An 18955-nucleotide genomic window follows, 5' to 3' on the forward strand; every position below is an offset into this window, starting at 1 on the left:
GATTTTATCACATGAAAGTTAATGAAATTATTTAAAATTATCTCTGCCAATAACTTTTCCTTAAATGCGGATACTAAATCATTGATATTTTTAAAGCTATCACATGAATATAATATATTTCAAAAAGACATATTGATGGAGAGAATATATGAGCTACGTCGCAGATAAACCTATTGAAAAAGCTGATGAAGATTTGTTGGGAAGATCTGATTTTGCTAAACAATTTGGAAAATCGATTTGTGAATATGATAGCAAAGATGGTCTTGTAATCGGTTTGTATGGAAAGTGGGGTAGCGGTAAGACATCTATTATTAACATGGCAATATCCGAGATTCCAGTAGACGAAAATGAAGCCCAAAAAGCAGAAAAAGAAAAATGGTATTCAAGATTATATAAGAGAATCAAAAAAATTTTTACTTCACAAAAAACTGAAGAAGAAGATCAATGTCATTATCCAATAATTATAAAATTTTCGCCATGGAATTATTCCGACAAGAACAATTTAATTAGCTTATTTTTTCATGAATTAAAGAATAAACTAGGTGTTGCTAAAGGAGAAAAGCACAAAGGAAAAATCGGGAAGGCTATAAGTCAATATTCCGATATTATTGATGTACTATCAATAATTCCAGCAGTTGGGCCAGCAATTGTTCCTATATTAAAAACTACATCCAAAGCAGTAGGGGCTAAATTGATGAAAAATCCTAGTTTGGATGAAGCTAAAGAAAATCTTTGCAATGAGTTGAGAGAATTTGACAAAAAGATAATTGTTTTTATTGATGATATAGATAGATTGACTACTCCTCAGATTAAAGATATCTTCCAATTGGTTAAACAAGTAGGCGATTTCCCTAACATAATTTATGTTCTTACAATGGATAGGGAAATTGTTTGCAATGCTTTGTCTGAATATCACAATATTGATGGAGATGATTATTTAAAGAAAATTGTTCAAGTTTCTTTTGAAGTTCCTGAAATTGATAGATCACTATTGCCTGAAATACTAAAAGGTAGACTCAGTAAAGTTATACACAAAAATGATTGTGAAGAAGAATTTGAAAACAATAATTATTTTGAAAAAGTACTTGAATATTGCGTAAATCCTTATATTAAAAATATAAGAGATATTAATAGATTACTTAACGCGTTCCAATTCAAATATGGCGCTTTATGGAAAGAAACATCATTTGTTGATTTATTAAGTATTACTGCAATAGAAATTTTCGAGCCTAAGCTATATGAATGGATTTCTTATAATGCATATGCATTATGCCAATGCAGTGAACATAGTCTTCTAATGATTGGCAAGGATAATAGAGAATACTTGAAATATTGCAATGAGAAATTTAGTAGTCTAGAGCTTGATTGTAACAAAGTAATAGATATTCTTTCAACTATGTTTCCTACATTTGCAAAAGACATTAATAAGCATAAATTCGCAAATCCTCAATCTAAAGAAGAACTTATTAGTAAAATGCGCGTTGGTTCCGCTGAGAAATTTGATTTATATTTCAGTTTTAATTTATGGAGTATAAAAATCCCAAGAGAAGAAATTATTAAATGTGTAGACAGTTATAGTAATTTTACTCTTAGACAAAAAATTAAGAATTTTAATAAAGATGGTAATATTATATTCTTTTTAGACAATATAGAAGCGCTAGTTCTTGATAATAAAATATTAAATAATAGACTTGCTCTAATTGCCTCAGAATTATTTGAATTGCAATACGAATTTAAAGACCCATATCCATCTGTTTTCTATAACACGTCTGCGGCTGAATATTCAGAACACATATTATTAAAAATAATCGCTTGTATTGATAAAGAAAACGACAGGTATGAAATTATTAGTTCTGCAGTTCAAAATATTAATAAATACAACATTGGCACAACATCTACGATAATTAGAGATATTGGATTTGCCTACAAAAAATATGGATGTGAAGATGAGCGTAAAGATTTCCAATTCATTAGCCTTAAACATTTAGCAGATATTGAAAAAATTTATGCTACAAAAATTAAATCTATTTCATATTCCGAGGATATATTAAATTCTTATCAATTCTGTGTGGCATTTTACGTATGGAAATGTATTGATAAAGAAAGTGCCATTTCATATGTTAAGAATATATTTAATAATGAGACAAATAAGCTTAAATTCTTATGCTTAACAACATATAATAGTTTAACTGGCTGGAAATTTTATTCAGAGAATTGCTTTAATCTAGTTTCTGAAGAAGAATTTTATGATTCTATAAAAAATTTTGATAAAAGCAGATTAGATGAATTCACTAAAGAAGAGCAAATAATATTAGCTTCGTTTACTATAAACTACGAAAATAGAGACAATGATTATTTTCTTCATGCGCAAGAAAAACAAGCTATAGAACTCATAGAAAAGTGGAAATCTGAAAGCAGCATAGCAAAGCAATAATCATATTGGGCACTAGCACACTTGCAGTTAGCGCACAATATTTTTGCCGCTTACCCTATTTGGTAGCATAAAGTATAGGAGTCTTCCTGCGTTGAAAGTCGGCTTCATGCCGTCGGTTGATTTACTCACCTTAGGCGTTGCGTGGGCTCCTTTACTTTCGGCTTATAACATATGAATCATTAAAGACTATAAAACAGTTGGAATATACGAAAGCTAGTCATACCCTCAAACCAACTCATTACGAGATTAAGGGGTAAGAGGAGCCCTAGCTTTCACTTCGATTCTATCATATGAGTCTTTCCATAATGCGCAGTGGTAATCCTTGAAGCGCACTATGTAAATAAAGAGTCCCGAACAGCCGAAGTGCCCGGGATTCACAATCCACTATAGTCTTTCCCTCATACGCAGAGGCGATACTATAAATATTGTGATACGATATAACCAACGTGGGGACCTCGGCAACCAGCTTTCAAGACTAGAACATCAGTCTGAGGAGCACCCCACGTTTTTCAGTTTTTTGCAACGATTGAGCGAGAAAAGAAAAACGGGTGGCGCGTTAATACCTTGTTCCCAGTTGCAGAAAATAAGAAGGGGGAGTGAGAAGCTGATGAACATGCAGAAAATTTATTATGACATGGCTGAGAAACTCCGTCCCTATGCTGAGCCATACATGGATAAGCTCTCTAAAGAAGCAGTCAATAGTGCTATTAGAGCAGGAGAGCCATCAATTGCAATTGGTGACTATTTGGCAGAAGCATGGTTGCACAAGAGTGCGCCTAAAGAGTTGTTAATCGAAGCGTATAACCTGCTAGAGCCTTATGAGTGCGGCGATATACATGACGATATAGCAGACGATTTAGGGTTACCGCGTAAAGTTGATCCATTAGACGAATAAAAATAAATTTTGGTCTATAACCCCTCAATTCGATTCTATCATATGAGCATCTTCCTCATACATAAGGCTGACATATATTGTTGTTATTGTTTAGTTAGATTTATCATACGCAATAAGCACGTATCAAAACCATTTCCTTAGCGCAGCAATTTTGATACAGTTGCTATGAATATATGACACGCCAAGCGACACGCCAAAAGACGCAAAGCTTGCATTTGAGAATATTTCGGGTATAGTAGTTACTCGTGCTTCGGGCTGGCGGTGGTCAGTGTGAGAGCATTGCGGACATAGCTTAGTTGGTAAAGCGCAACCTTGCCAAGGTTGAGACCGCGGGTTCGAGTCCCGTTGTCCGCTCTAGGTCCGGTGAGTTATTCGACCTTACGGTGGGTTAGCCAAGCGGTTAGGCAGCGGCCTGCAAAGCCGTATAGATGAGTTCGACTCTCGTACCCACCTCGATTAAGCGGGTTAGCTTAATAAACAACCTGGGCGGTTGGCGCAGTGGTAGCGCACTTCCCTGACACGGAAGGGGTCACAAGTTCGAACCTTGTATCGCCCACTCGAAAGGATTGCCTTTCACGCATAATTAAAAAAATTTTGGGTGATTGGCGCAGCGGCTAGCGCACTTCCTTCACACGGAAGGGGTCATAGGTTCGATTCCTATATCACCCACAATATTGTTCAGTTTCGCGGTATGGTATACCGCATTTTTTGTATCTACTGGTATGTCTGATAATCGGGGTACTCGGCAAAAAGTGTGTCTATTAATCAGCGTGTCTTGAGCAAAATCTCGCAGTTACGCTGCTCGGTTACGCTGTTCAGTCATGTTGCTTAATCATGCTGCTCAGTTCTACTATTTAGCTCTACTTATTACTTGATACCCGTGTTTAATTAGCACAGATTCGAGTTGAGAAAGATACGCAAGCGCTGCAGGGGAAAGATTCGTGCGCTCATTCTTAATCCACCCAACAAGCATGGTTTCTTCGCAATCCAGAGGAATGGTCACGATTTTCTCGTTATTCAAGTCGCCATTGTCGATTCCAGTGCAAATCGTAAAACCATTAAGACCAATAATAAAGTTCAAAATAGTTGCGCGGTCTGTAACATTAATCTTTTTAGGCGGATGTTGAGGCCATACCGCTTCTTCTGTAAAGAAGAAGCTGCCATCTTCTCCCTGTTCATACTGAATAAACGGATATGGTCGCAAATCCTCCAAAGTGAGTTTTTTATGACCTGCAAGTGGATTGTTTCTAGAAATAAACACATGCAATTTAGCGCGGAAAAGTGGATGGAATTCAAGATGCTTTTCTCGAAGCATCTTTCCAATAACGTCTTTGTTGTAGTCGGAAAGATAAAGCAAACCAAGGTCTGCGCGCATTGAAGTCACTTGATTAATAATATTTTTTGTACGAGTCTCCCTTAGTGAAAACTCATACTCGTTAGAATCAATGCTGCGAATCATGTCTACAAAAGCTTCAACAGCAAACATGTAGTGCTGAGTTGCAACGCTGCAAAGCTGTTTTCTAGGCTTAGTGCTGTTGTATCGCTCTTCAAGCAAATCTGCCTGGTCTAAAACTTGTCGTGCGTATGTTAAAAACTCAGCTCCGTCAACAGTTAGAGCAATTCCTTGAGAAGACCTTGTAAAAATCTCAATTCCAAGCTCTCGTTCCAATTCTTTTACGGAAGAGCTTAACGCTGGTTGTGAAACATAAAGTTCATGCGAAGCTTCGTTCATAGATCCACACTCTACGATTTTCACAATGTACTTTAATTGCAGCAGCGTCATTATTAAGAGCCTTCCGATTTTGGGATTTATACTTGACTATTTCCAACTATTACAACTATAACAACTATAAACTAACGCCTATAATCTTGCGACTTTGGCTTAGTGCTTATAATCTAACGCCTAGCGATGCCAAATCCTCTCTAGCTTTTTGTGCTGTAGTAAAAACAAACCCGTGCATTCCAACATTATGCGCGCCATCAATATTTACTGGCTTATCGTCGAAGAAAACAGTTGTTTGCGGTTTCAATCCAAATCTGTTCATAGCAAGCTCAAAAATCTCGGGCTGTGGCTTATGCAATTTTTCAACGCCAGAAATAACCGTACCTTGTAAAAGCGTGTTCAATTCTGGGAATTTACGCAATGCGAGTGGGAAAGTTTCTTTAGACCAGTTAGTCAATCCCCAAACTCCGTAGCCAGCTTTGCGCAAATCGTGCAATAAATCAACCATTCCAGGCATCATTTGCGTAAGAACTTGGTCATAGTGTGCGCAATACCATTGAAAAGCGTTACTAAGCTCCTTGCCAAAACGCCTTTCATATTCTGGCAAAAGGTCTTTTAGTAGTTCGCCGCCGTCCATGCGGTCTTCAAACTCATAGAATCCAGCCAAATCGTCTTTTCCAAAAGTGCCATTAGGGCAAATCGTGTCTACTAAATCCGGGAACTGTTTTTGTAAACAATTCCTGCAATTCCACTCGAGTAAGACCTTACAATAATCAAACATTACGTCGTGAATTTCAACAGATTCTACATTTTCATTTGTGTTGATATTTGTGTTGATATTTGTGTTTTTCATTTTTTCTTCTTTCACTAATTAAGATTCATTAAAAGACCAATAATGTAAGGCAGCGCATTAATAATATCGCTTGCTACGATTGGGTGATCTGAAGTTGAATCATCATTTGATTCCACTATGTCTTGCGCCAATTGAGTGTAATTGTTTTCGCTGTTGATTTTAGATGCTAATGATGCTGAAATTCCGTGGATTACAGCTGCGCTCGCTGCAATAAAAGCATAGTTTTCGTTTTCTGCGTAATTCGCGTAGTTTTCTGCATAATTTTCTGCACAATTTTCATTATTTTCTTTTCTTTCGCGTTGCGCTAATAATGCTCCTAGAATTCCTGCTAGTACATCTCCTGAACCTGCGGTTGCGAGCCAAGATGGAGCGCATTTTGCAATATAAATGGGAGAGTGTAGTTCTGATGGTGATGCAACTACTGTTGTTGCGCCTTTAACTAGCACAGTTGCTCTAGTAAGATCGGCTGCTTTTTGAGCGTAGTGTGTTGGATTGCTAGATATTTGTTGTGCGCTTATATTCAAGTCGTATCTAGTAAAAAGTGAGCTTAATTCTCCTGCGTGTGGAGTGAGAACCACTTTTGTGCAAACCTGTTTTGGCAGTAAATCTAACGCTCCAGCATCTACGCATATTGGTGGAAGATTATCTTTTTGACTTATTGATTGTTCTTTCGAATTATTATTTTCTTTCGCATATTGCGCAAGAATGCTCGCAATGTATTTTCTTTGATTTGCGCTAGCTTCAGTATTGCAATGATCCGCATCTGGTATTCCAGATCCAACTGTTATAGCGTCGATTTTTCCAGTCAATTGTTCCGAGGCTACTACTTCTGGAGATGTTTGTAATACTAAGTTTTGTGCGCGAAGAGGACCGGCATAACGAACCATTCCAATATTTGCGTGTGACGCAGCACTCGCGCTTAATATTGCAGCTCCAGTATACTCATTAGAACCTGTGACTAATCCCAGAACCCCACGCGAGTATTTATTGTAAAAAGGCTTAGGCTTTTTTAGACATTTGTTTACATCTTTTGCTTCTATGTTTAGAAGTTCACTCATGCTTACGATTGTAGTGAATATCTGGGATTGTTATTTGTGGGATTGTTATTTGTCACATTGCATTCGCTATATACACCATTTATTTATATAACGCAAGAAAAATCGCAATTATATCAGACAAAAAATTTGCGACACGCCACTTTTGAAAAAATATAATAAATTTTCAAAATTTCATTGACCATCCATCATATTTTTTCTATGCTTTTAAACGTTATTGCTAACGATAATCTTTCCTAATTAAAAATAATGGAGAAAGTGAAAACGCTTTTTAAACAGATTACAAGACTTGCAATAATGTGAATTCATAGATTCCGGAAAGGAAAATAGTGAAAACTGCACGAATTTTTGCCACCGCAGCCACCGCCGCTTTGCTAACTGTTGGCTTGTGCGCATGTGGATCAACAGCTAAGACAGCAGATCAAAAGACTAACGGTAATCAAGTAAACGTAGTTGCAACCACCACTCAAATCTGCGATTATGTAACTCAAATCGCATCCACTGCAGATGCAAAATCTGGATTAAGCCTTAATAAAACCGATTCTCAAGGCAAAAAGTCTGTGATTGGCGCGCCTCAAGACAAAGCAAAGTCAACAATCAACCTTACATGCTTACTCGCGCCAAACGCGTCTGCACACGAGCATGAGATGACTCCAGCGCAATCCAAAGCGCTTTCTAAAGCAGATTTAATGCTTGTTTCTGGAGTAGATCTTGAGCACTTCTTAGATCAGGCTGTAAAAGCTACTGGATTTAAGGGCACGATGGGAGTAACTTCGGGCATTCTTACCGCAGACGAAATCAAGGATTCAAAGGCAGAAGCTGCTAAAGAAAAGAATCTTCCTTACAAGATTGACCGCGGTATTGAAAAGGTTCATGCCGAAAAGTGGCCATTCCCACCAGAAGAAGGCGAGAAGGAGCCTGAATTCCAGTATGATCCACATATTTGGACCAGCACCAAGAACACTATGATTCAAGTCAAGAATATTGGTAACTTCCTTGGCAAAGCTCTTCCAGAAAGCAAGTCAATCTTCGATGAGCATGTTGAAAAGTTCGTTAAGTCGCTTACTGATTTGGACTCTTGGGCAACTGAAGCTTTGAACAGCGTACCGCAGGAACATCGCGTTCTATTTACTTCGCACGACGCATTCGGATACTTCTCACGCGACTACAATGTTAAGTTTATTGGAGCAGCGCTTTCCGACTTCAACAGTCAGCAAGACGCGACCGCAGACCATATTAAGGAGGCTGCAGAAGCTGTTAAAAAGTCTGGTGCCGTAGCAATCTTCGCCGAAAATTCCAACAATTCAAAGTCTATTAAGGCTGTGGCTGCTGCTGCAGGCGTAAAGGCGATTATTGGCGACGATGCGCTTTATGGCGATTCCCTTGGTCCTGTTGGCTCTGCTGGCGAGACTTATATTGGTTCCATTGTTCACAATGTTCAGACTCTTGTTAAGGCTTGGGATGGCAAAGTTCCAGACCTTCCAGAATCTGTAAAAACTGCTTTGAAAAAGTAGTTAATAGGTAGCTACATAAGTAGCTGAAAATAATAAATCACTACAAAAGTAGTTACAAGAAGGTTAATTTATAGTGAATAAGAGCGTCCTAGCAATGAAAGATTGCGACCTAGCATACGGTTATAAAACTGTTGTGACTGGGCTTAACGGAAGTGTAGAAGCTGGAGAGGCTTTAGCTTTAATAGGACCTAATGGTTCTGGAAAAACAACGTTTTTGCAGGCGATTATTGGTATTGTGCGCGTAAGCCATGGAAGCTTAACAATGCCAAAAACGGTTTCTATAGGCTACGTTCCTCAACAAGTTGATTTGGATTTGACTTTTCCAATCACCGCTCGTCAGGTTGTAGCAATGGGCTTAAGCAGGCAAACTGGATTCCTCGGTTTGCTTAAAAAAAGCCAGAAAAAATCTGTTGAGGACGCTCTTAATCATGTTGGTTTGCTAAATAGAGCAGATGTGCGATTTGGTGATCTTTCTGGAGGTCAGCGCCAGCGAATATTACTTGCTAGAGCTATTGTTGCGCGCCCTACTTTAATTCTTTTAGACGAGCCTTTTAACGGATTAGACGAGCCGAATCGAAAAGAACTGCTCAATATTATGAAGTCCGCAAAAGAAGATGGGATTTCGTTTGTTGTCTCTACTCACGACTTGGTAATCGCAGACGCTATTTGCGAAAAAGCCTTGCTTTTGGCTGGTCATCAAGTAGCTTTTGGACCACTTAGAAAAGTTATGACTAAAGAAAACATATCTTTGGCTTATGGTGGAAGTATGCCAGCTGCAAGTGCGGGTATTACTTTGAATCAATTAGCAAACAAAGATGATTCGTTAAATGCGGAGAGTGTCACAAGCACTTTTAGTGATTCAAGCATTTCGGGCACTGCTTTAGGAGACGAATCCAATGCTAGCTGAATTGGTTGAGTCTTTGCGCAAAATCCTCGAGCCAATACCAGGATTTGACTTTATTGCATCCGCTCCATACATTTTCAGACCTTTCTGTCTCCTTATTGTTCTTGCAGTTGCTAGCGGAATAGTTGGCGTGTTTGTTAACTTAAGATGCGCCGAGTTTAATGCGGAGGCTTTGGTTCACGGGATTTTCCCTGGAATCGTAGTCGGAGCGTTATATGGAGGAATTGAGCAAATTATTCCAGGAGCTTCGATTTGCGCAATTTTTCTGGTCGCCGCTCTTGTGTGGGCATCTAGGTCTCAAAAAATCAACGAGTCAATAATTGCAACAGTTCTAACAACATTTTTTGCGCTTGGAATCGTAATATCTCTTAAAAAGGGAGATATGTCTGGTCAGCTTGAAGCACTTATGTTTGGACGTTTGCTAGATGTTACAGACGATAGAATGACTCAAGCAATGCTTATTTGTTTATTTGCAATCGCATTACTTGTTCTAACTTGGAAGAAGCAAATTGTTGTTGCGTTTGACCGCGCTAGTGCTCCTTTAATGGGTGTTAATACTTTACTTGTAGATATTGTGCTAAACGTTGCAATTGCGTCTGTTGTAGTTTCTGCATCTTCGGCTGTTGGCGTACTTCTTGTTATTGGATACCTTGTTATTCCTGGAGCTAGCGCAAGATTGGTTTCTCACACTGTTGGGCGTATGGCGTTTGTTGGCGTTGCGGTTGGTATTTTTGGCGTTTTATTAGGCATGTACGCTATGAACTTAGAGCTTGATCACCCAGTTTCTCCGCAAGCTGCAGTGGCACTAAGTATTTGCGCAATGTTCGTAGTCGTTTTGATTTTAAGATTCTTATACAGATTTACATACGCACTAGTGTTTTCTAAAAAGAAAAAGTCTAGCGCAATAGATGGTGGTGGAAAGTAATAATGGTAAGTATTTGGCAAATTATTGCTCTTCCGATTGTAGAAGCAATCGCTGTTGGAGCATTATGCGGTTTTGTTGGATCCTTGGCTTTGCTTAATCAGCGTATTTTCTTCACCGAGTCTATAACTCACGCTGCTTTTCCAGGAGCTGTTATTGGAGTTGTAGTTACATCTGTTTATACGATTGACCAAAACGTTTTGTCTATTGGTCTTTTTATTGGTGCTGCTTTGGCTTGTATTGTTTTGTCTTTTATGATGCATGTGCTTTCTAAACTAAAGGGCATATCTTCTCAAGCATCTGCTGGAATAACTCTTACTGTTGGTTTTGCAAGCGGCTACTTTTTAAACAAGTGGTTTGCTCCTCTTCCATTGCGAATTGAGGGTTTTTTAACAGGATCTTTGCTTAATTGCACTCCTGCAGACGTGATTTTTGCGATTATTGCATTCGCTCTTGCACTAGGATTGTGGAGTTTTAATAGTGCTAATTTGATTCACTGCTCTTTTGACTCCACTAATTACAAAGCTTTAGGAGGCAGAAGCGGATTAATGCAAGGAATTGTTCTTGCGCTAATAATCATTACAGTTTCGGTAATTATTCCAGCTGTTGGAACTGTTGTTTCGGTATCTTTAATCGCAGCTCCTGCAGCAGCACTAAAGAGCAGAATGCGTTCCATTAACAAATTTGTGTTTGCGTGCGTATTGTCTTCTATTTTTATAGCGCTTTTAGGACTTGCCTTAGCTGTGATTTTAAGACTTTCTGCTGGCGGAACTATTGCGATTTGCGCTGGATGCTTCTATTTAGTTGTAAAGCTTAGTGAAAGCATCTTTTTGAAAATACATGAGATTTATTCTGGTTTTTGCAAAAAATCATTGTTAAAAAGTCGCTCTGTTGTTCTAGAGTAACAGAGAATTGCGCGTGAAAAATGCGTGCGATTGACGTCGTTTTTTGCGCGTTTTATTTATGTTTTAATCGCGTAAGTTTATCGACGCCACACAAGTCCAGGTCTGCACATTAGTAACGCAAGACCCCGATAGAAAAGGACAATTATGGCTGAAAATACCATCTCCATCACAGTAAACAATGAGCGCAAGGAGGTGGATGCAAGCTTCACTGGCGTTGAACTTTTCGCGGAAGATAAGAATATTATTGCCGTGCGTTTAAATGGCGAGTTGCGTGATTTGTACACGCATCTTCATAACGGCGATACCGTGGAATCAGTAGCACTTGATAGTGAAGATGGCATCGCAATCATGCGTCATTCCGCTACACACGTGATGGCTCAAGCTGTTCAAGAAATTCGACCAGACGCAAAGTTGGGCGTAGGTCCTGTAATTAAAGACGGCTTCTACTACGATTTTGATGTTGATACTCCATTTACGCCAGACGATTTGAAGCAAATCGAAAAGCATATGCAGCGCATTATTAAAGAGTCTCAAAGCTTCCGCCGCCGCGTTGTAACAGAGGATGAAGCGCGCGAAGAAGAAGCAAATCAACCTTATAAGTTGGAGTTGATTGGAGATAAGGAAGCGGATCTTGATCCTGCTGCTGCTGGCGAAATCAGCAAGCATGAGCTTAGCATGTACGACAATTTGGATCGCGAAGGCAATAAGGTCTGGAGCGATTTGTGCCGCGGACCTCATTTGCCAAATACGCGCTATATTAAGGCTTTTAAGCTTGAGCGTGTGGCTGCAGCTTACTGGCGTGGTTCGGAGCATAACCCTATGCTTCAGCGCATTTACGGAACTGCATGGCCTAGCAAGGAAGAGCTTAAAGCTTATACAACTCGCATGGAAGAGGCTGCTAAGCGCGATCATCGTAAGCTTGGTCAAGAGATGGATTTGTTCTCATTCCCAGACGAGATTGGTCCAGGCTTAGCAGTGTTCCATCCAAAGGGTGCTGCAATCATTAACGCAATGGAAGATTATTCCCGCGAACAGCACAGAAAGCATCACTACAGCTTCGTACAAACTCCTCACATTACTAAGGGTGGCTTGTATGAGACTTCTGGTCACTTGCAGTGGTACAAGGATGGCATGTATCCTCCAATGAAGCTTGACGAAGAGCGAGACGAAAACGGTAACGTAACTCGCCAGGGTGCTGACTACTACTTGAAGCCAATGAATTGCCCAATGCATAATTTGATCTTCAAGTCTCGCCAGCGTTCGTACCGCGAGCTTCCTTTGCGCTTGTTTGAGTTTGGTACTGTGTATCGCTACGAAAAGTCTGGCGTTGTGCATGGCTTGACTCGTGTTCGCGGATTGACTCAAGATGATTCGCACATTTACTGCACTCGCGAGCAGATGCGCGATGAGTTGAAGAGCTTGCTTAACTTTGTGCTTGGTCTTCTTAAAGACTTTGGTTTGAACGACTTCTACTTGGAGCTTTCCACTAAGGATGAGCACAAGTTTGTTGGTTCCGACGAGATTTGGGAAGAAGCAACAAACACTTTGGCAGAAGTTGCTAAAGATTCTGGTTTGGAACTCGTGGACGATCCAGGTGGAGCTGCATTCTACGGACCTAAGATTTCTGTGCAAGCTCGCGATGCAATCGGCCGCACTTGGCAGGTTTCTACTATTCAGCTTGACTTCAACTTGCCTGAGCGCTTTAAGTTGGAGTATATTGCAGCTGATGGTAGTCACCAGCGCCCAGTTATGATTCACCGCGCACTCTTCGGCTCTATTGAGCGTTTCTTCGCGATTTTGCTTGAGCATTATGCCGGCGCGTTCCCAGCATGGTTGGCTCCTGTTCAGGTGACTGGCGTTCCTGTTGCAGACGAGTTTGCTCCGCACTTGCAAAAGTTTATTAGCGATTTGGAAGAGAATATGGTTCGTTGCGAAATGGACAGCTCCGACGATCGCTTTGGCAAGAAGATTCGTAACGCTTCTAAGTCTAAGGTGCCTTTCACTTTGATTGCTGGCGAAGAGGATGTGAACAACAATGCTGTGAGCTTCCGCTTCCGCGATGGTAGCCAATTGAATGGTGTTCCAGTTGAGCAAGCTAAAGAGTGGATTTTGTCCATTATTAAGCAGCGCGTTCAAGTGAATACTGCAGAAGATTTTGAGCGCTACACAAAGTAGCATTCGCGATGCAACTTACGTAGCATAAATCAACGTAAGTCAATACAAAACAAACCCGCACTTCTTAACGTTGTGCGGGTTTGTTTTTATTATATTAATTTTTTGGCCTATAACCCTAGTTTCTTAACTCTTGGATACAATGAAACTTTTCCTTTTATACTCTGAAACTGCTCCTTCTGAACTCTAAAACTGTTGCTTTCTGTTCACGTTGAGAGTGTCGTATTGATGTCAAAGGCTGATTAGGTGGGTGCATTTTTGCCCTTGTGTATCAGGGGTTTGCGAGGGCTATCGTTAAAAGGTTTAGCGTGTGGTGGCTTTAAGCTGGGTTCTTGCGATTTTTGAGCGCAGTTTGGCTGTATGAGGGAAGATATCAACGCTCTGGGGTCGAGTGCACAGGATGTTAACGTTAAAAAGTGCACCCGCTTTGCACCCACCTTGTGGAGTGGGAAAATAAGGTTTAGGCTAATTATCATGGAGAAGAAATCTAAGTTTCGTTAGTCTAATAATAAGGAGAGATGGCTATGGATAAGATAGATGAGCTAAATAAAGATGTGATAGTCATCCATCCTCAGCGTGTAATTAAGGATTATGCGGTTGGGGTTTATGCTCGTGTGAGCACAAATCGTAAAGAGCAGTTGGATAGTCTTGCTGTTCAAGTGTCTGGTCTTACTCGTCTTGCTGCTTCTCACATGACTTGGTTTGTTGCTGATATTTTTCTTGATGTTGCTTCAGCTAAGGTTGGATCTTCAAGAAACGAGTTTAATCGAATGATTGATGAGTGCGAGAAAGGTAATCTTGATATTATTCTTACTAAAAGTGTGAGCCGTTTTGGTCGTGATACGAAAGAAGGCTTAGAGGCTATTAGAAAGCTTAAAGCTTGTGGCACGAGAATTATCTTTGAGACAGATAAAATTGATACGGAAACTGTCGATGATGAACTTTTAATCAGTGTGGTTCAGGCTTGTAGTCAAGCAGAGAATGATTGGCGTAGTGAGAATATTGTTTGGGGATTAAGACGTAGGGCAGAAGATGGCACATCAGGTCTTTATAGCAGAGTTTGTTATGGTTATAAAAAAGATAAACATGGCATGCTGATTATTGATGAAGAGCAAGCGAAGGTAGTGAGAGCTATCTTTGATTGGTATCTAGAAGGTTTAAGCGTTGTTGGAATTATTGAAAGATTAAAAAGTAAAGGTGTTAAGTCTCCAAAGGGGAAAGACAGTTGGAGTAAACGGGCTGTTGAGAGCACTTTGACTAGGCGTAAATATACAGGCGATGTGGCTATAGCTGATTCAGGCGGTTCTGACAGGCAATATTTGTATTCGGATCATCATTCCGGAATTATTTCTAAAGAGAAGTTTGAAGCCGTTGAGCTTGAGATGGCGGCTCGGAGTAATGTGGAAGTTGGAGAGGACGGGACTATTGTTAGAAAGAAGAAAAAATATAGCTCGAAGAAATAGGAAGGAGTCGAGATATGGATTGCAGAGGACATGCAACAAGAGAAAAGATTGCTCAAGATTACGAAATTCATCCTAGAGCACATATAAAACTATTAAAAAATCAAAGTAAACATAGTGATGCAGGGCCTATTATTCAAAATGAATACTATATTTTTAATGCTAAGAGAAGAAATGATGGGGAGCTAGAAATAATTCAGTGTGGTATGGGTGCAGCAAGAGATTTTCTTGAATTAATTAAGCATCAAGGGCTACCAATTTTTAATCCCCTAAAAGTTAATTACAGAGATTCAAACGGTGATGAAAGTAATACTACTGGTACTAATAGCTTAAAAAATGTGACCTGGAATGAAACTGCAAAACAACTGTATAACGCAATCATGTGGCTAATTGTATTATGGGATGCCAAACCTGATACGCCTCTCTTTGATTTTATGGATGAAGTAATCAAATACAAAAAATGTGAGCCTTTTGATAGAAAAATCAGAAGAGTAAATACTGCTATACAACATGGAGGCAAAGGTAGGACTTTAACAGAGATGATTGATGATTATAGAAAGTACAATGATTTTAAGAATGATATTTGCAATTTTGAACTTCTTAGCGACAAAATTAATAATATGAGGGACAAAGACGGAAGTAAAATAAAATCCTATTTTTAAGGCTCGCTAGATGGAATAGAAATTATATGCTTGAAATAGCCTAATCAAGGATAGAAAGAGCTGAATGAAACAACTTCCTCTAATAGACGCAGCAACACAGGAAAAACAAGTACCTTAGCCAATTTCCAAATTTAACCTAACAATCTCACGTCGAGAGTGTCGTATTGATGTCAAAGGCTGATTAGGTGGGTGCATTTTTGCCCTTGTGTAGCAGGGCTTAGCGAGAGTTATCGTTAAAAGGTTTAATGCGTGGCGACTGTAAGATGGCTCGGAGCGGTTTTTGAGAGTGATTTTGCTGTTTGAGGGAAGATATCAACGCTCTGGGGTCGAGTGCACAGGATGTTAACGTTAAAAAGTGCACCCACTTTGCACCCAGCTGGTGAAGTGGGAAATTGAAGTCATAAAACAAAAATAAGGTAAGATTTCACATATAAGGTGTGGTCGTACCTTATTTTTTGGTCTATAACCCGATAATTGAGAAAAATGAGCAATCGTAATAGAGGATAGTCTGCATATTTTCATGTGAATTTTATCTTCAAAATCATACATAATTCGCGATAATTACATTAATGCCAGGATGAAAGTTGGTGGAAATATCTGGTATATATGTGTTATAACATTTTCGTTACAGTGTATTGACAAGACATCATAAATGATTTATAACTATGGTGAGAGTTGAGAATGCAACATTCGTCTATGATGTTGCGGATTTAGCTCTATAGGAGGTTTTTACTTGAAAGAGAGGAGATGATTATTATGAAGAAGCTAACACTAGAAGAATCTCGCTCGATTAGAGCTGGATGGATGTGCGTTGTCTGGGGTTTCATCTGCTGGGGATGATTCTCTAGTTCTGCATATGATTATATTACCAGATTTCATTACAACAGTAGATTAGGTTAGTCTCATTGTAGTGTTCTAACTGTAATCTATTTGCGTAATTTAGTATTTGAGAAAATTGATTTGATTGTATGATGCTTTTTAACATTTGTGATTAAATCTGTAGCGTGGAGGCTATGATAGCCTCCACGCCTTGAAACTTTGAGGAGCTCAATAGATGGTGGCTTATCCTCATAATATGCAAAATTTGACTTCAGATTGCGGTATTGCAGTTATCAAATCATTGCTAGAAAATTATCATAGATTTAATGAAAGAAGTTTTAAATCGGTTGTTTCTAGTTTAGATATTGAGCAAGGTTTATCTTTGTTTAATATTGAAGAGGTTTTGAAACAATTCGGAGTTTACGGTTCTAGTTATGAAGTTGAAGATTTTCATCTTCTTGATTTTACTAAGCCTATGATATTACTGGTTGATAGCAATGGCGAAAATCATTATATTCTATTGTATGGTGTTAAAGACGGTAAAGCGATTGTATCTGATCCTTCGCATGTAGTTCTAGAACAGGTTAATTTAAACGAGTTAAAAGGGGTATTTAAAGGGTATGTTTTCATAATTGAAAATGTTGTGGAGCGTACTCATCAGGAAAAGTTACTGCAAAAACATAGTCATGTAAAAAAGAATCTTAAATTACATGTTGATCTTTTATATTTAACAGTGTTGTTATGCATAATTCCAATTATAATTATTTTCTCAATTCAATATTTTTTGATTTATCAATTGCGGAATCTAGTTATATGGCAAGTATTGGTAATCTTTATTTTTGAGACATTGCTCACGTGTATTTATGTAAAATTAAAGACGGAATATAATGGAATTGTATCAAATGAAGATTCTCTAAAACAAGAAGCATTGGCTTTTTCTTTTTTGGAAGATATAGACCAGTTAAGTGAAAAAGATGAGAATATCTATAATAGGCTGATAAAGTTTTGGAATAATTTTAATGCGTCGGACTGGCAGTTAAAGAGGTATCTTTCATATTTCGAATTAGTTTGTGTAGTTCTTATTTTTAGTGCGACTTTTGCTTTTAGTAGAGGGATAGCTTTGTTGTCGATCGTATGCATGCTTACCTACGTCATTATCTTCAAAAAAGGCATCGTGACAAGAAAAAATTATAATAGGAATTATTTCAATAATATGGGAGAGCTTTCTGTTTTCATTGAGGAATCGATTCATAATAAGCTGGATAGATCCATATTCTCAAGTAAAGAGGAAGTATCTACTTATCTGAAAAGCATATTGCTCAAAGTGAAAGATTCATTTGCTAAACAGCGAGAAAGCACAGCTCATATTTTGACACTTTATGATGGGGTTATGTATCTGAATTTAAGTTTGATTTTTGTTTATGTAATGCTTATGTATTCCATCAAAATGGATATGAAAGTTGTCAGCGTTTTTATCAGCTTTGTAATCGTTTATATGGTTTATAGTCTTGGCAAGCCTGCTATACAAAAATTTTTAGATTTGGAGAGATATTCTTCGCTTGATTCCCATTATCGTAAACCACCTGCTATTGATAGAAACAATGCAGCAGATTTTACTATTACTGGAATATCTTTAGAAAATGTTTCAGTTTCGTACAGTCAAGACACTTCAGTCTCAGTCCTTTCTGGAATATCAAAGCAATTTCGTAGTCATAGCTTGATTTTGGTTAAAGGGAAGAATGGAATAGGCAAATCGACTTTAATGTATGTTATTATGGGCGTAGTACCAGTGTCTGGTGGAAGTGTGCATTATTATGACTCTGATAGGGATTTGTATGGTTATCCAATAGAAATGATTCAGAGTAGAATAAGTTGTTATCAGCAAAATCAATTTTTAAACTATGCTTCTATTGGTAAGAATGTTGCATATGATATTTATAAGAATGCAAGACAGCCAGTAGATAATATTTTTAAACTTGATTTAGATAAGATAATTTTTTATAACGGTGTGAATTTATCGCAAGGGGAACGACAGAGGGTTTTATTGTCTAGAAGTTTGAATAAAGAAGCAGATGTGTATATTTTTGATGAGCCTACTTCAAACTTGGATGATTCTTCTAAGAAGATTTTTATAGACAAAGTCTTGGAGTTAAAAAAGACTGCGATGATTTTTATTGTTACTCATGATGCAATGTTCGATAAAATTGCTGATGAAATAATAGATTTGGATGTGATTAAGAAATGAAAAGCAAAAAATGGATATTTGCAGCTACCATAGTAATCCTCGGTCTTATCAGTCTGCTGTATGTAGGGTATAAGACAAATAATGTTCGTTTTGGTATAATTCGTGATGATTTGCCAACACTAGTTTCAGGAGATTATAAAAATAACGATAACTTATCGTTAAAGCCAGGAGTGTATGCTATTTATGCAAAGAGAGGCAAAGGAGAGATACGCTTTGCTGGAAAGCTGTACAAGCTTGATGATGTTCTTTTTGTGCGTGCTCAGAAACAGCCAGGAAATGTTAAAAATGCTGTTATCTACGAAGAGAGTCCTAAAATTTTTATTGGTGAAGATAGTAAGATTTCTGTAAAAGGAGATCGGAAATTTTTAGTTTCATTTGTTAAGAGGTAATCT

At 38.4% G+C, this 18955-nt stretch carries 14 protein-coding genes and 4 tRNA genes; 15 read left to right on the forward strand and 3 right to left on the reverse strand.

Annotation, left to right across the window (positions count from 1 at the left end):
• Positions 1-148 precede the first annotated feature (148 nt).
• The 6 genes from HXT53_RS02625 to HXT53_RS02650 all read left to right on the forward strand — a co-directional run bounded on the left by HXT53_RS02625 (position 149) and on the right by HXT53_RS02650 (position 3998).
• Positions 149-2434 carry a KAP family P-loop NTPase fold protein gene (locus HXT53_RS02625; protein ID WP_174142779.1) on the forward strand — a complete coding sequence of 762 codons (2286 nt, stop codon included), beginning with the start codon at positions 149-151 and terminating at the stop codon, positions 2432-2434.
• A gap of 607 nt (positions 2435-3041) precedes the next feature.
• Complete coding sequence (locus tag HXT53_RS02630; RefSeq protein WP_162861798.1) at positions 3042-3329, forward strand: hypothetical protein; 288 nt, start codon at positions 3042-3044, stop codon at positions 3327-3329.
• A 281-nt stretch (positions 3330-3610) separates the two neighbouring features.
• Positions 3611-3683 (forward strand) — tRNA-Gly (locus HXT53_RS02635).
• Between the two features lie 28 nt (positions 3684-3711).
• A tRNA-Cys gene (locus HXT53_RS02640) sits at positions 3712-3782 on the forward strand.
• A 31-nt stretch (positions 3783-3813) separates the two neighbouring features.
• Positions 3814-3885 (forward strand) — tRNA-Val (locus HXT53_RS02645).
• A 40-nt stretch (positions 3886-3925) separates the two neighbouring features.
• A tRNA-Val gene (locus tag HXT53_RS02650) sits at positions 3926-3998 on the forward strand.
• Between the two features lie 181 nt (positions 3999-4179).
• On the opposite strand, the gene HXT53_RS02655 is transcribed toward HXT53_RS02650, so the two are convergent.
• The 3 genes from HXT53_RS02655 to HXT53_RS02665 all read right to left on the reverse strand — a co-directional run bounded on the left by HXT53_RS02655 (position 4180) and on the right by HXT53_RS02665 (position 6963).
• Positions 4180-5112, reverse strand: a complete 933-nt coding sequence (locus HXT53_RS02655; protein ID WP_116772907.1) for a LysR family transcriptional regulator — start codon at positions 5110-5112, stop codon at positions 4180-4182.
• Between the two features lie 106 nt (positions 5113-5218).
• Positions 5219-5905 (reverse strand): HAD family hydrolase, encoded by a 687-nt coding sequence (locus HXT53_RS02660; protein ID WP_050541816.1) that lies wholly within the window; start codon positions 5903-5905, stop codon positions 5219-5221.
• Between the two features lie 14 nt (positions 5906-5919).
• Entirely contained in the window at positions 5920-6963 is a 1044-nt protein-coding gene (locus HXT53_RS02665; protein WP_174142780.1) for an ADP-dependent NAD(P)H-hydrate dehydratase, read from the reverse strand.
• A gap of 326 nt (positions 6964-7289) precedes the next feature.
• Here HXT53_RS02665 and HXT53_RS02670 point away from each other — a divergent pair, with 326 nt between their 5' ends.
• The 9 genes from HXT53_RS02670 (at position 7290) to HXT53_RS02710 (ending at position 18952) form a co-directional block, all read left to right on the forward strand.
• Positions 7290-8474, forward strand: coding sequence for a metal ABC transporter solute-binding protein, Zn/Mn family (locus HXT53_RS02670; protein ID WP_004117940.1), 1185 nt, complete (start codon positions 7290-7292; stop codon positions 8472-8474).
• A gap of 94 nt (positions 8475-8568) precedes the next feature.
• A complete protein-coding gene (locus HXT53_RS02675; protein WP_116772903.1) occupies positions 8569-9381 on the forward strand; it encodes a metal ABC transporter ATP-binding protein in 813 nt (270 codons plus the stop codon).
• The gene (locus HXT53_RS02680; protein WP_174142781.1) at positions 9371-10303 is read left to right on the forward strand and encodes a metal ABC transporter permease; all 933 of its coding nucleotides are present in this window, start codon (positions 9371-9373) and stop codon (positions 10301-10303) included. The genes HXT53_RS02675 and HXT53_RS02680 overlap by 11 nt, the downstream gene beginning before the upstream one ends.
• 2 nt (positions 10304-10305) lie before the next feature.
• The gene (locus HXT53_RS02685; RefSeq protein ID WP_004111893.1) at positions 10306-11205 is read left to right on the forward strand and encodes a metal ABC transporter permease; all 900 of its coding nucleotides are present in this window, start codon (positions 10306-10308) and stop codon (positions 11203-11205) included.
• 144 nt (positions 11206-11349) lie between these two features.
• On the forward strand, positions 11350-13380 hold the full coding sequence (gene thrS, locus HXT53_RS02690; protein ID WP_174142782.1) for a threonine--tRNA ligase: 2031 nt from the start codon (positions 11350-11352) through the stop codon (positions 13378-13380).
• 521 nt (positions 13381-13901) lie between these two features.
• Complete coding sequence (locus HXT53_RS02695) at positions 13902-14840, forward strand: recombinase family protein (RefSeq protein ID WP_174143064.1); 939 nt, start codon at positions 13902-13904, stop codon at positions 14838-14840.
• Positions 14841-14854: 14 nt separating this feature from the next.
• Positions 14855-15499: a hypothetical protein gene (locus HXT53_RS02700; protein WP_205411957.1), complete on the forward strand. Its 645-nt coding sequence runs from the start codon at positions 14855-14857 to the stop codon at positions 15497-15499.
• A gap of 1054 nt (positions 15500-16553) precedes the next feature.
• Positions 16554-18563 (forward strand): ATP-binding cassette domain-containing protein, encoded by a 2010-nt coding sequence (locus tag HXT53_RS02705; RefSeq protein ID WP_421780583.1) that lies wholly within the window; start codon positions 16554-16556, stop codon positions 18561-18563.
• The gene (locus HXT53_RS02710; protein ID WP_421780585.1) at positions 18560-18952 is read left to right on the forward strand and encodes a hypothetical protein; all 393 of its coding nucleotides are present in this window, start codon (positions 18560-18562) and stop codon (positions 18950-18952) included. The genes HXT53_RS02705 and HXT53_RS02710 overlap by 4 nt, the downstream gene beginning before the upstream one ends.
• Positions 18953-18955: the final 3 nt, after the last annotated feature.

Origin of the sequence: Gardnerella sp. KA00390 (assembly GCF_049244075.1) — a bacterium.
In the GTDB taxonomy this organism is placed as follows: domain Bacteria; phylum Actinomycetota; class Actinomycetes; order Actinomycetales; family Bifidobacteriaceae; genus Bifidobacterium; species Bifidobacterium vaginale.

What these genes read in the sequence shown, in the direction of transcription:
- HXT53_RS02625 (WP_174142779.1), top strand. Translation starts at nt 149, where the DNA reads ATGAGCTACGTCGCAGATAAACCTATTGAAAAAGCTGATGAAGATTTG.
- HXT53_RS02630 (WP_162861798.1), top strand. Translation starts at nt 3,042, where the DNA reads ATGAACATGCAGAAAATTTATTATGACATGGCTGAGAAACTCCGTCCC.
- HXT53_RS02655 (WP_116772907.1), bottom strand. Translation starts at nt 5,112, where the DNA reads ATGACGCTGCTGCAATTAAAGTACATTGTGAAAATCGTAGAGTGTGGA.
- HXT53_RS02660 (WP_050541816.1), bottom strand. Translation starts at nt 5,905, where the DNA reads ATGAAAAACACAAATATCAACACAAATATCAACACAAATGAAAATGTA.
- HXT53_RS02665 (WP_174142780.1), bottom strand. Translation starts at nt 6,963, where the DNA reads ATGAGTGAACTTCTAAACATAGAAGCAAAAGATGTAAACAAATGTCTA.
- HXT53_RS02675 (WP_116772903.1), top strand. Translation starts at nt 8,569, where the DNA reads ATGAAAGATTGCGACCTAGCATACGGTTATAAAACTGTTGTGACTGGG.
- HXT53_RS02680 (WP_174142781.1), top strand. Translation starts at nt 9,371, where the DNA reads ATGCTAGCTGAATTGGTTGAGTCTTTGCGCAAAATCCTCGAGCCAATA.
- HXT53_RS02685 (WP_004111893.1), top strand. Translation starts at nt 10,306, where the DNA reads ATGGTAAGTATTTGGCAAATTATTGCTCTTCCGATTGTAGAAGCAATC.
- thrS (WP_174142782.1), top strand. Translation starts at nt 11,350, where the DNA reads ATGGCTGAAAATACCATCTCCATCACAGTAAACAATGAGCGCAAGGAG.
- HXT53_RS02695 (WP_174143064.1), top strand. Translation starts at nt 13,902, where the DNA reads ATGGATAAGATAGATGAGCTAAATAAAGATGTGATAGTCATCCATCCT.
- HXT53_RS02700 (WP_205411957.1), top strand. Translation starts at nt 14,855, where the DNA reads ATGGATTGCAGAGGACATGCAACAAGAGAAAAGATTGCTCAAGATTAC.
- HXT53_RS02705 (WP_421780583.1), top strand. Translation starts at nt 16,554, where the DNA reads ATGGTGGCTTATCCTCATAATATGCAAAATTTGACTTCAGATTGCGGT.
- HXT53_RS02710 (WP_421780585.1), top strand. Translation starts at nt 18,560, where the DNA reads ATGAAAAGCAAAAAATGGATATTTGCAGCTACCATAGTAATCCTCGGT.